Origin of the sequence: Pseudarthrobacter sp. LT1 (assembly GCF_035621795.1) — a bacterium.
Classification (GTDB): Bacteria; Actinomycetota; Actinomycetes; order Actinomycetales; family Micrococcaceae; genus Arthrobacter.
In genome coordinates this window covers 1,863,099-1,875,392 of sequence record NZ_CP141830.1, presented here as the reverse complement: position 1 = coordinate 1,875,392, position 12,294 = coordinate 1,863,099, and the positions used below count along the sequence as shown (strand labels likewise).

The 12,294-nt window shown below is 66.6% G+C and carries 10 protein-coding genes; 2 read left to right on the top strand and 8 right to left on the bottom strand.

Translation table 11 applies throughout. The features are described 5' to 3' along the window. Positions 1-4: 4 nt before the first annotated feature. From VIK36_RS08740 to VIK36_RS08715, 6 genes are all read right to left on the bottom strand, one after another. Complete coding sequence (locus tag VIK36_RS08740; protein WP_324644801.1) at positions 5-565, bottom strand: hypothetical protein; 561 nt, start codon at positions 563-565, stop codon at positions 5-7. Further along, the gene (locus VIK36_RS08735; protein WP_324644800.1) at positions 562-1,182 is read right to left on the bottom strand and encodes a DUF402 domain-containing protein; all 621 of its coding nucleotides are present in this window, start codon (positions 1,180-1,182) and stop codon (positions 562-564) included. Before VIK36_RS08735 ends, VIK36_RS08740 begins: the two co-directional genes overlap by 4 nt. Further along, positions 1,179-3,152, bottom strand: coding sequence for a 1-deoxy-D-xylulose-5-phosphate synthase (gene dxs, locus VIK36_RS08730; protein ID WP_255175196.1), 1,974 nt, complete (start codon positions 3,150-3,152; stop codon positions 1,179-1,181). The genes VIK36_RS08735 and dxs overlap by 4 nt, the downstream gene beginning before the upstream one ends. A 143-nt stretch (positions 3,153-3,295) precedes the next feature. Further along, positions 3,296-6,121, bottom strand: coding sequence for an aconitate hydratase (locus VIK36_RS08725; RefSeq protein WP_324644799.1), 2,826 nt, complete (start codon positions 6,119-6,121; stop codon positions 3,296-3,298). A 166-nt stretch (positions 6,122-6,287) separates the two neighbouring features. After that, positions 6,288-7,649, bottom strand: coding sequence for a class I SAM-dependent RNA methyltransferase (locus VIK36_RS08720; protein ID WP_324645255.1), 1,362 nt, complete (start codon positions 7,647-7,649; stop codon positions 6,288-6,290). Positions 7,650-7,690: 41 nt separating this feature from the next. Then, complete coding sequence (locus VIK36_RS08715; protein WP_324644798.1) at positions 7,691-9,667, bottom strand: APC family permease; 1,977 nt, start codon at positions 9,665-9,667, stop codon at positions 7,691-7,693. A 118-nt stretch (positions 9,668-9,785) separates the two neighbouring features. Here VIK36_RS08715 and VIK36_RS08710 point away from each other — a divergent pair, with 118 nt between their 5' ends. Both VIK36_RS08710 and VIK36_RS08705 read left to right on the top strand, forming a co-directional pair. Then, positions 9,786-10,460: a potassium channel family protein gene (locus VIK36_RS08710; protein ID WP_141160783.1), complete on the top strand. Its 675-nt coding sequence runs from the start codon at positions 9,786-9,788 to the stop codon at positions 10,458-10,460. After that, a complete protein-coding gene (locus VIK36_RS08705) occupies positions 10,457-11,215 on the top strand; it encodes a potassium channel family protein (RefSeq protein ID WP_324644797.1) in 759 nt (252 codons plus the stop codon). Before VIK36_RS08710 ends, VIK36_RS08705 begins: the two co-directional genes overlap by 4 nt. Positions 11,216-11,239: 24 nt before the next feature. Here VIK36_RS08705 and VIK36_RS08700 read toward each other — a convergent pair whose 3' ends face one another. Both VIK36_RS08700 and VIK36_RS08695 read right to left on the bottom strand, forming a co-directional pair. Next, a complete protein-coding gene (locus tag VIK36_RS08700) occupies positions 11,240-12,013 on the bottom strand; it encodes a DUF3159 domain-containing protein (protein WP_324644796.1) in 774 nt (257 codons plus the stop codon). Further along, positions 12,010-12,261: a hypothetical protein gene (locus VIK36_RS08695; RefSeq protein ID WP_324644795.1), complete on the bottom strand. Its 252-nt coding sequence runs from the start codon at positions 12,259-12,261 to the stop codon at positions 12,010-12,012. The genes VIK36_RS08700 and VIK36_RS08695 overlap by 4 nt, the downstream gene beginning before the upstream one ends. Positions 12,262-12,294 lie beyond the last annotated feature (33 nt).

Sequence of the window (12,294 nt, the reverse complement as noted above, 5' to 3'; positions counted from 1 at the left end):
TCTCCTAGAGGCTGAAGCTGCCGCCGGGCTTGGCGGAGTGCTTGAGTTTGTACTGGTCGGGGTCGCTGAACGGAGCGGCCCCGATGCTGAGCTTGGTGAAGTCGAGGTCCTCGCCGCGGGCGCACACCTTGATGGCGTTGACTGCCTTGTTGACGTCCGGGCACAGGCAGAAGATGTTCAGCTTGTAGTCGGTGAATTCGGACCGCTCCACTGTTCCCAGGCCGCGCCACGCCAGGTGGCTGATGAGGGCGTCCTTGGCCTTTTGCTCCAGGCGGCGGTCCCGGTCAGTGCCTTCCCTGGTCTTGAGGGCGAACTGTGCCACCACCCAAAACTGCTCCTCGTTGGGGATCTCCGCGTAGCCGTCCTCCGCGCATTGTGCGGCAAAGGCGTCCAGGAGGCCATCCGCAGCGCCTGCGTCGGGGACGTCGGTTTCCTCGGTCTTGCTCTGGTGCCCCACGGCACCGAAGTTCATCACGAACTGGGAGTACTCCTCGTCGAACCAGGCCTCCCGGAACTGGAGGGCGCCCTCGTCGTCGCGCTTGTAGACCCTGACAATGCCGCTCATGTGGTGCGTCCTTTGGTAAACCATTCAACGTCGGTGCCGTCGAAAGGCGCGTGCTGTGCCTTCACGGCGTGGTAAAGCCCGTCCGCGGCCGTCTGGATGTCCTCGATCAGACGGTGGGGGTAGTGCATGGAAACGCTGTGCTCCGCAAACTCATCCTGGTCGTCGATGAAGACGCCGCGGTCCGCGGTGCGGATGACGTCGAGGTCCATGTCGATGACATGGAACTCGGTTACCGCAGGCCGGATGTGTGTCCACTCGTGGCCCACGGCGAGGTCGATGTAGACCCGCACTCCGCCGGGGTGGGCAGAGTCGTAGAACGTGGCCACCCAGTCGCCCTGGCGCGGCACCAGCAGGACAGCATCAGAACGGGTATAGAACGCGGCGCCGGGGCGTGAACAGAACTCGTTGGTGCCCTGGAAGATCCACCACCCGTGCTGGTCCTCGCCCAGGTACCGCCCCGGCACAACCCAGTGGGCCTTGCCGTTCCATTTGCGGTTCCTGGAAACCACCAGCTGGCCTGGCTCCAGTCCGTTGGGAACGCGTGTGGTGGTGGTGTGCAGGACCGGTCCGGACTCCCCCGCCGGCCCGGGGTACTTCAGTTCGTCCTCGTCCCTCACAGGATCGGAAGGCTGCCGGTGGTGGGGTGCTGCTGCCCGGGGAGGGGCCGCGCAAAGGGAACCTTCGTTCCCAGGACCTGTGCGACGACGTCGTGCGTGATCTGCTGGGCCGTCAGCCCAACACGCTCCAGCACCTGGTTGCGGGTGCCGTGGTCAAGGAACTCCACCGGCAGGCCCACCTCGTTCAGGGCGGTGTCGACGCCTGCGGCGCGCATCTCCTGCCGGATACGCGAGCCGACGCCGCCTGCGCGGACGCCGTCTTCGATGCAAATCACCAGGCGGTGGTGCGAAGCCAGCGCAATGATGGAACGGCGGACGGGGAGGACCCAGCGGGGATCCACCACAGTGGTGCTGATGCCCTGCGCGCCGAGCCGGTTGGAAACGTCCAGCGCCAGTTCGGCCATCGCGCCGACGCTGACGATCAGCACGTCGTTTTCGGTGGAGCCTGACGGCCTGCGGGCCAGGACGTCGACTCCGTCGCTGAGCCGTTCCAGTGCTTCGACGGCGGGGCCAACGGAGCCCTTGGAGAAGCGGACGACGCTGGGGGCATCGCTGATGGCAACGGCTTCGCGCAGCTCCTCCCGGAGCCGGGTGGCGTCGCGGGGCGCGGCAAGGTGCAGTCCGGGGACAATCTGGACCATGGCCATGTCCCACATGCCGTGGTGGCTTGCGCCGTCCGGGCCGGTGACGCCGGCGCGGTCAAGGACGATCGTGACGCCGGCCTTGTGGAGGGCGACGTCCATGAGCAGCTGGTCGAAGGCCCGGTTCAGGAAGGTGGCGTAGACGGCCACGACAGGGTGCAGTCCGCCGAAGGCCATGCCCGCAGCGGCGGTCAGCGCATGCTGCTCCGCGATGCCGACGTCGATGACGCGCTTGGGATGCTTGGCCGCGAATTTGTGCAGCCCCACCGGGATCAGCATGGCCCCGGTGATGCCCACGATGTCGTCGCGTTCGTCGGCGATGGCAGCGATCTCGTCCGCGAACACGGAGGTCCAGGACTGGGCGCCGCCGGCGCCGGTGGGCTCGCCCGTTTCGGGGTCGATGATGCCCACCGCGTGGAACTGGTCCGCTTCATGGGCACGGGCCGGAGCGTAGCCATGGCCCTTTTCCGTCATGGCGTGGACGATCACGGGGCCGCCGTAGTTCCGGGCGGTGGACAGTGCATGCTCCATGGCCTGGAGGTTATGCCCATCCACCGGGCCGATGTACTTCATGCCGAGGTCCTCGAACATGCCCTGCGGCGCCCACCAGTCCTTGATGCCCTTCTTCATGGCGTGCAGGCTCTTGTAGGTGAACTGCCCCACGGGGCCGCCGTCCTGCAACTTCTTCTTCCACCAGTCAAGCGCGCCCTCGTACGCGGGGGCGGCGCGGAAGGAGTCGATGGTGGGGCGCAGGGAGGCAAGGTAGTCCGCGAAGCCGCCCACCGTGGGGGCGTAGGACCGGCCGTTGTCGTTGACCACGATGACCACGCGGCGTTTCTTGTCCGCCGCAATGTTGTTGATGGCTTCCCAGGCCATGCCGCCGGTGAGGGCACCATCGCCGATGATGGCCACCACGTGCCGGTCGCCTTCGCCGGTGAGCTGGCGGGCCCGGGAAATGCCGTCGGCCCAGGACAGGGACGACGACGCGTGGGAGCTTTCCACAATGTCGTGTTCCGATTCGGCCCTGTCCGGGTAGCCGGAAAGGCCGCCTTCCTGGCGGAGCGTGCTGAAGTCCTGGCGTCCGGTGAGCAGCTTGTGGACGTAGGACTGGTGGCCTGTGTCAAAGACGATGCTGTCGCGGGGGGATTCGAAGATGCGGTGCACGGCCAGCGTCAGTTCCACGACGCCGAGGTTGGGCCCGAGGTGGCCGCCCGTCTGGGAGACGTTCGTGATCAGGAAATCCCTGATCTCCGAAGCCAGCTGTTCCAGCTGTTCCTCGGTCAACTCGTTCAGGTCCTGCGGATTCCGGATGGTGTCCAAGATTCCCAATGACCCCTCCTTCGGGTGGTAGACGTGCCGTTTAACTCTAACGCCTCGGTTCGCAGGGCCGGACGTGGCTGAAAAGCCGAAGCCCCGGCTGGTCGGTGACCGGCCGGGGCTTCGGGAGGTTGGTGCCTGGGCAGCAGTTCCCGCTAGTTGGCGGAGATCTGGCGCAGCACGTACTGCAGGATGCCGCCGTTGCGGTAGTAGTCCGCTTCACCCGGGGTATCGATGCGGAGCACGGCGTCGAAGGACTTCGAGGAGCCGTCCTCTGCGGTGGCGGTGACCTTCAGGGTCTTGGGCGTGGTGCCCTCGTTGAGGGCGGTGACGCCCTCCACCGAGAAGGTTTCCGTGCCGGTCAGGCCCAGGCTGGCAGCGTTCTCGCCGGCCGGGTACTGCAGCGGCAGGACGCCCATGCCGATGAGGTTGGAGCGGTGGATGCGCTCGTAGCTCTCGGCGATGACGGCCTTGACGCCCAGCAGTGCGGTGCCCTTGGCAGCCCAGTCGCGCGATGATCCGGAACCGTATTCCTTGCCCGCCAGGACCACCAGCGGGGTGCCGGCTGCCTGGTAGTTCTGCGCGGCGTCGTAGACGTATGCCTGCGGGCCGTCAGCCTGGGTGAAGTCGCGGGTGAAGCCACCCTCAACGCCGTCCAGGAGCTGGTTCTTGATGCGGATGTTCGCGAACGTGCCGCGGATCATCACTTCGTGGTTGCCACGGCGCGAGCCGTAGGAGTTGAAGTCCTTGCGCTCCACACCGTTGGCCAGCAGGTACTGGCCGGCCGGAGTGTCGGACTTGAAGGAACCGGCCGGAGAGATGTGGTCGGTGGTGACCGAGTCGCCGAGCTTCAGGAGCACTCGGGCGCCCGAGATGTCCTTGACCGGCTCCGGCTGTGCCTGCATTCCCTCGAAGTACGGGGGCTTCCGGACGTAGGTGGAGTTCGGATCCCAGGCGAAGGTGTCGCCGGCCGGGGTGTCCAGTGCCTTCCAGCGGTCGTCGCCGTCGAAGACGCCCTCGTAGCCCTTGGCGAACATCTCCTTGTCGATCGAGGAATCGATGACCTGCTGGACCTCAACCGGGTTGGGCCAGATGTCCTTCAGGAAGACGTCGTTGCCGGCCTCATCCTTGCCGAGCGGATCGGTCTCGAAGTCGAAGTCCATGGAACCGGCCAGGGCGTACGCGATGACCAGCGGCGGGGACGCCAGGTAATTCATCTTCACGTCCGGGTTGATGCGGCCTTCGAAGTTGCGGTTGCCGGACAGGACGGCGCTGACGGCGAGGTCGTTGGCCTGGATGGCCTCGGAGATCTCTGCTTCCAGCGGGCCCGAGTTACCGATGCAGGTGGCGCAGCCGTAGCCCACGATGTAGAAGCCGAGCTTCTCCAGGTACGGGGTCAGGCCGGACTTCTCGTAGTAGTCGGTAACTACCTTCGAGCCGGGGGCGACGGAGGTCTTCACCCACGGCTTGGCGGTGAGGCCCTTTTCGACGGCGTTGCGCGCCAGCACGGCGGCGGCCAGCATGACCGACGGGTTGGACGTGTTGGTGCAGGACGTGATGGACGCGATGGTCACCGCGCCGTGGTCCAGCTCGAACTCGCGGCCGTCAGCCATCTTCACGGGAACCGGATTGGAGGTCCGTCCGGCGCCGCCGTGGGCAGCCGAATACTTCGGCGGTTCGCGGTCGGTGTCCGAGATGTGGGTTGCTCCGCCCGTGAAGGACGGGGCGTCGGAGGCCGGGAAGGTCTCTTCCAGGGACTCGTCCAGGGTGCCGGCGTTGGCGTCGTGGGAGACGTAGTTCTTGAGGTCGTGGCGGAACTCGTCCTTGGCCTCGGTCAGTTCAATGCGGTCCTGCGGGCGCTTGGGGCCGGCGATGGACGGAACAACCGTGGACAGGTCCAGTTCCAGGTACTCGGAGAACTTGATGTCGCGGGAAGGATCGTGCCACAGGCCCTGTTCCTTGGCGTAGGACTCCACGAGGGCCACGTTCTGCTCGGACCGGCCGGTGAGGCGCAGGTAGTCCAGGGTGACGTCGTCGATGGGGAACATGGCGGCGGTGGAGCCGAACTCGGGGCTCATGTTGCCGATGGTGGCGCGGTTGGCCAGCGGCACGGCCGCGACGCCCTCGCCGTAGAACTCCACGAACTTGCCCACCACGCCGTGCTTGCGCAGCATTTCGGTGATGGTCAGCACCACGTCGGTTGCGGTGGCGCCGGCGGGGATGCTGCCGCTGAGCTTGAAGCCCACGACGCGCGGGATGAGCATGGAGACGGGCTGGCCGAGCATTGCTGCCTCGGCTTCGATGCCGCCCACGCCCCAGCCCAGCACGCCCAGGCCGTTGACCATGGTGGTGTGCGAGTCGGTGCCAACGCAGGTGTCGGGGTAGGCGCGCAGTGCACCATCCACTTCGCGGGTCATGACGGTGCGGGCCAGGTATTCAATGTTGACCTGGTGCACGATGCCAGTTCCCGGGGGGACCACCTTGAAGTCGTCAAACGCGGTCTGGCCCCAGCGCAGGAACTGGTAGCGCTCACCGTTGCGCTGGTATTCGATCTCCATGTTGCGCTCCAGTGCGCCGGAGTTGCCGAAGGCGTCGATCTGGACGGAGTGGTCGATGACCATTTCGGCCGGTGCCAGCGGGTTGACCCTCTTGGGGTCGCCACCCAGGTCCTTGACGGCTTCACGCATGGTGGCCAGGTCGACCACGCAGGGAACACCGGTGAAGTCCTGCATGATCACGCGCGCCGGCGTGAACTGGATTTCTGTATCGGGTTCCGCATTCGGATCCCAGCCTGCCAAAGCGCGGACGTGATCGGCAGTGATGTTCGCGCCGTCCTCGGTCCTCAGCAGGTTTTCAAGCAATACCTTGAGGCTGAACGGAAGGTTTTCTGCACCTTCAACGGAGTTCAACCGGAAAATTTCGTACTCGGTTCCGGCTACATTAAGTTTGCCTTTTGAACCGAAGCTGTCCACAGTGCTCATCGCAGGACTCCTCTCGCAACAGTTTCATCTTTGTCGCGCGGTTGACCGCCTGCTAGTTAGGAAGCCCTAAGTAGTTCCAGGGCCCGAAAATTTGCACACGGCCGGCCGAGAATTCGGGCGCGACGTGGGACTACTACGGCCATCGTAGTCGAAAACCGTGGCGGCATCATGGAGCCGGAGTCAGCAGTGCCACTGTCTCGAGGTGGTGGGTGTGGGGGTACAGGTCGAAGGCCCGCAGCCCGGCGAGCTCCCACCCGGAGCGTCGGAAGTAACCGAGGTCACGCGCGAACGACGCCGGATCGCAGGACACATAGGCAATGGCCCGGGGCTGCGACGCGACGAGTTGGCCGACGACGGCTTTCCCGGCTCCGGCGCGGGGAGGGTCGAGGACCAGGGCGTCGAAGTTCCGCGGTTTCTGGCGCAGGACCCGCTCCACGCGCCCCTGGACCACCTCCACCTGCGGAGCGGAGTGAAGGTTCTTCCGGGCATCCCGGCTTGCCCCCGGCGCCCCTTCGACCGAGAGGACGGACCCCGTCTCCCCTACGGCATCAGCCAGCACGGCGGTGAAGAGCCCGGCGCCCGCGTAGAGGTCGGCGACCACGGCTCCGGGGTTCAGGAAGTCACCCTGCCGAAGGAATTCTGTGACAGCCCCCACAAGGGTCCCGGGCGCGTCGCGGTGGATCTGCCAGAAGCCCTCGCCGGTCACCCGGTAGTCATGTCCGGCGGCGGTTTCCTGCACCCAGGTGCGTCCCCGGAGCTGCGTGACGGTGCCGGCCAGCGGATCGAAGGCTGCCACCGATGCGTCCGCCGGCAGGGCCGCGGCGATCGCCCGCAGCCGCTTGTCCTTGGTGCCCGGCGCGGGGGCCAGGAGCACCAGGGGCCGGGAACCGTTGGCCGGCGCGGCCACCTCAACCCGTTCGATGCCCTGCAGGTCCAGGTCCCACAGGCGCAGGGCATTGATGGCTTCGCTTGCCAGGGGCATCTCCCGCACCGCAACGATGTGGTTGGAGCGGTGGGCGTGCATCCCGAGCCTGCCGCCGGGGGTGACCGAAAAACTTGCCCGCGTGCGCCACCCCAGGCCGGTGCCGCCGTCGTCCGCTCCCCCTACGGGTTCCACCCCGCCGGTCCATACGGACGGCACCTGGTCGAAGCCGGCCAGCCGGGTGAGCTGTTCTGCCACGACGTCGGCTTTCAGGCTGCGCTGCCGGGCCAGGGTCATGTGCCCGAACTCGGCACCGCCCACCGGCGGGTGGCCGTGGCCCCAGGCGCGCAGGGAATCCGCAACGTGCCAGAAGTGTTCCACCCGGTCCGGCGATGCTTCCAGCACCTCGATGACATCTGCCCGCCAGAACTTGGCGCCGTCCGCGGCGTCGGTGAGCCTGACGCGGACCTTCTCCCCCGGAATGGCGTGCCGGACAAAGACCACGCGGCCCTCATGGCGCGCCACGCAGTGGCCGCCGTGGGCCACCGGACCGACGTCGAGGACGGCCTCCTCACCGGTGTGGCCGGTTTCATCCCCTGCAGGCAGGGAAGTATCTGATGCCGGCAGAGCGGCGGAAGGGTTTGCGGTCACTGGACGTCCTGGAGGTTCTTGGCTTCTTCGGAGGATTTGAGCTGCCAGGGAACGCTGGCCACCATGACTCCCGGTTCGAAGTGCAGCCGGGTCTTGATGCGGAGGGCGGTCTGGTTGTGCACCAACTGCTCCCACCACTTGCCCACCACGTACTCGGGGATGTAGACCACCACCAGGTCCCGCGGGGAATCCAGGCGCATCTGCTTGACGTAGTCCATGATGGGCGTGACCGTCTCGCGGTACGGGCTGGCGAGGACGGTCAGCGGTACCGGGATCTCGAGCTTTTCCCAGTCGGCGATGGTGTGCGCCGTCTCGTCCGGGTCGATGTCCACGGTGATGGCGTCCAACCGGGAGGGGCGGGATGCCCGCGCGTAGGCCAGGGCCCGCAGCACGGGCTTGCGGACGTGGGAGACCAGCAGGACGGCGTGGACCCTGGTGGGCAGGGCGCGCGGTGAGGAGTCCTCGTCCACGGCGAGTTCCTTGGCGACGTTGTCGTAGTGGGCCCGGATGCTCCACATGATCAGGAAGAGGATGAACATGGCCAGCAGGGCAATCCAGGCGCCCTGCTGGAACTTGGTGATGAGGACGATGACCAGCACCAATCCGGTCATGCCGAATCCGATGCTGTTGATGGTCCGGGACTTGATCATCTTCCGCCGGACGGCCTTGTCCTTGGCGAGTTTCAGCTCGCGCCCCCAGTGCCGGATCATGCCGAGCTGGCTGAGGGTGAAGGAAATGAAGACGCCGACGATGTAGAGCTGGATGAGCTTGGTGACGTCCGCGTCGAACGAAATGATGAGCACCAGGGCGCCGGCCGCGAGGGCCAGCACGCCGTTGCTGAAAGCGAGCCGGTCGCCGCGGGTCCGGAGCTGGCGGGGCAGGTAGCCGTCCTGGGCGAGGATGGAACCCAGGACCGGGAAGCCGTTGAAGGCGGTGTTGGAGGCGAACACCAGGATGACGCCGGTGGCGGCCACCACGATATAAAAGGGGATGGACCCTTCGCCGAAGATGGTCTGCGCGATCTGGCTGATGGCCGGGTTCTGGATGTAGCCCTCGGGCAGCGGGCTGCCGTTCAGCAGGAATTCCTTGGCGGGGTCCAGCACAATGTGGACCTTGGTGGCGTTTGCCAGGTAGATGATGCCCGCCAGCATGGCGGCGCCGATCACGCCCAGGAGCAGCAGCGTAGTGGCAGCGTTCTTGCTCTTGGGGTGCCGGAAGTTGGGAACGCCGTTGCTGATGGCTTCGACGCCGGTCAGCGCCGCGGCGCCTGAGGAGAAGGCCCGCAGCAGCAGGAAGGCGCCGGCCAGGCCCACCAGGCCCTGGTCGAAGCCCTCGGCGGGGACGATGGTGAAGGCAGCCGACGGCGCCTGCCCCAGCTGCCCGGTGGCGGCCTGGAACATGCCTACCGCCGTCATCCCCAGGATGGCCGCCATGAAGATGTAGGTGGGGACGGCGAAGACGCTGCCCGCTTCCTTGATGCCGCGCAGGTTCACCAGGGCAAGGATGACGACGCCGATCGTGGCGATGACGGCCTGCTCGCCGTGCAGCGAGGGTACAGCCGTGGTGAGGTACGCCGCTGCCGAGGACATGGACACCGCAACCGTCAGGACGTAGTCCACCAGGAGGGCCGACGCAACCGTCAGGCCGGCATACTTGCCCAGGTTCTCGTTGGCGATCTCGTAGTCGCCGCCGCCTGACGGGTACGCGTGCACGTTCTGCCGGTAGGAGGCCACCACGGTCAGCAGCACCACCATCACCGCCAGGCCGACCCAGGGCGAGACCGCCACGGCGCTGACACCGGCCAGTGCCAGGGTGAGCAGGATTTCGTCCGGTGCGTAGGCCACGGACGAGAGGGCATCGGACGCAAAGATCGGCAATGCGATCTTCTTGGGAAGCAGGGTGTGGGCCAGTCGGTCATTCCGGAAGGGCCTGCCCACCAGCACGCGTTTGACGGCGTTCAGTATTGTCAACACCCCACAAAGCTAGTCTGATTCGCGGACGATGTCATGACGGGCCGCTGCCAGGCCTAACAAGGGCCATGCCGGTAGAGTTCTAGCTGCACGATCCTGACTTAGATACAAAGGAGATACGGTGGCGCATTTCGTGATCATGGGATGTGGCCGGGTGGGGGCAACGCTGGCGCACACGCTGGAGGATGCCGGTCATTCCGTGGCCATCATCGACCAGGATGACCGCGCGTTCCGCCGGCTCCGCCAGGGCTTCACCGGCCGGAAGGTGACCGGTGTGGGCTTTGACCGCGAGACCCTCAAGCAGGCAGGAGTTGGCGAAGCCTATGCCTTCGCTGCCGTTTCCAGCGGTGACAACTCGAACATCCTGGCCACCCGGGTTGCCCGCGAGACCTTCCACGTTCCGCATGTCGTCGCCAGGATCTACGATCCGGGACGCGCCGAGATCTACCAGCGCCTGGGCATCCCCACGGTGGCCGCCGTCCGCTGGAGCGCGGACCAGGTGCTGCGCCGCATCCTTCCCGAACAACATCTCGCCGGTGATTTCCGCGAGCCCTCGGGCCGGCTGGTCCTGGCTGAACTGGACCTGGACGCCGGATGGATCGGGCACCGGATCAGCAGCATTGAGAAGGCCGCCGATGTCCGGGTGGCCTACGTCACCCGTTTTGGCGAGGGCCTGCTGCCTGACGCTGGAACGGCGTACCAGGACGGTGACACCGTGCACGCCATGCTGCAGGTGGACCGCAGCGCCCAGATCGCCCAGATCCTCGCCAAAGCCCCCGCCAAGGAGTATCAGTGAAAGTCGTTATTGTCGGCGCCGGCAGCGTCGGATCATCCATCGCCAGGGAACTGCTGGCGCATAAGCACGAGATTCTCCTCATCGACCTCAAACCCGAGGTGATCGGCCGCAGCGGCCTGCGGGGCGCGCACTGGCTGGTAGGCGACGCCTGCGAGCTCTCCACGCTGCAGGGCGCCAAAGTGGAGGACGCCGACGTCGTGGTCTCCGCAACGGGCGATGACAAAGTGAACCTGGTGGTGTCCCTGCTGGCGAAGACCGAGTTCGGTGTTGGCCGCACCGTGGGCCGGGTGAACAACCCGAAGAATGACTGGATGTTCAATGACTCCTGGGGTGTCGACGTGGCCGTCAACACCCCGCAGCTGATGACCGCCCTCGTGGAGGAGGCAGTGGAGATCGGTGACCTGGTCCGCCTGCTGACGCTGCAGACCGGAGTGGCGTCCCTGGTGGAATTCACCGTGCCCCACGACTCCCACGTCATCGGCATGACCGTAGGAGACATCCACTGGCCCGAGGACGCCACCCTGGTGGCCATCCTGCGCGACCAGGCACCGATCACGCCCACCCGGGACGACGTCATCGACGGCGGCGACGAACTCTTCTTCGTCACCACCATTGCTGCCGAGGACGGACTGCGGGAGCTGCTCTCCTCCGCTCCGGGCAGCATCGACGCCGGGGAACAGCCTGCGGGCAACGGTCAGCCGGCCACCGCGGGCGGCCACGGCCATGCTTTGGACGACGACGGCTTCGACGGCTAGGCCGGGCGCCCCGCAGCCTGGGCGTCAGGCCGTACGGTCTGCGCCGGCTTCAGCGTCGGCCGGAGCAGGCCGGGTTACCAGCCACGCAACCCAGATCCCGAGGATGTACAGGGGCGCGCCCATGATGAGGCGGGTAGTGGCGAGAGCGGCCAGGCCGTCGGTGCCCATGAGGTAGAGGGGCACCTGCACGATGAGCCGGAGCGCGAGGACGGCGACGATGATCCACGTGCCCAGCCGGTATGCCCTGACCCGGGCCGGTTCCTTGCGCCACTCCACGCCCTCGTTCCGGATGAAGCCGAAGAGGAGGCCTGCAACGGGCCACTTGACGGCGATGGAAAGCACCATCGCCAGGATGTAGGCGCCGTTGGTGAAGAAGCCGGGAAGGTAGAAGTCCTCCGCCTTTCCGGTGGTGTTGGCCAGCCAAGCGGAAATGCCGACGCCGGCCACCCCCGCCAGCGCTTGGGTCAAGGGGCGCCGCTGTACCAGCCGGACCACGGTGAACACAGCCGCCGACGCCAGGGCTGCCACCAGGGACAGGGTGAGCTCGCGGGTGATGGTGAACGCCACCAGGAAGACAAGGCCGGGAACGATGCTCTCCGCAATGCCCTGCACTCCCCCGGCGCTCCGCAGGACGTCCACGCGTCCGTCGTGGGTGCGGTGGAGTCCGGCTTTGGCAGCATACTCAGCGGCGAGCCCGGCGACCGGGGACGGACCTGGAGCCTGGGGGCCGCCCTGCTGCTGCCCGTTCCCGCCGGGGTTTTCAGGTCCGGTGGGCTGTTCGGGCTGGTGCGCGGTCATTCGTTCTCCTGGTGGGACAGTATCTCGTAGCGGGGATTGAATATGGTGGGCATGTCCTTGCCGCGCGCCAGCATCCCCTCAACCCGGATTTCCGCACCTGCTTCGATGCCCGGCACCCGGCGGCGGCCCAGCCAGACGACGCGGAGCCGCGGTGGCCGGGCCTGTCCGGGAGCGGCGGGACGTGCGGCGTCATCCTCCGAAACGATGGCGCTGAATTCGGCAGTCCGGTCGGCAGGTACAAATGTCACGGAGTCAATGTGTCCCTGGCAGGTGACGCGGCC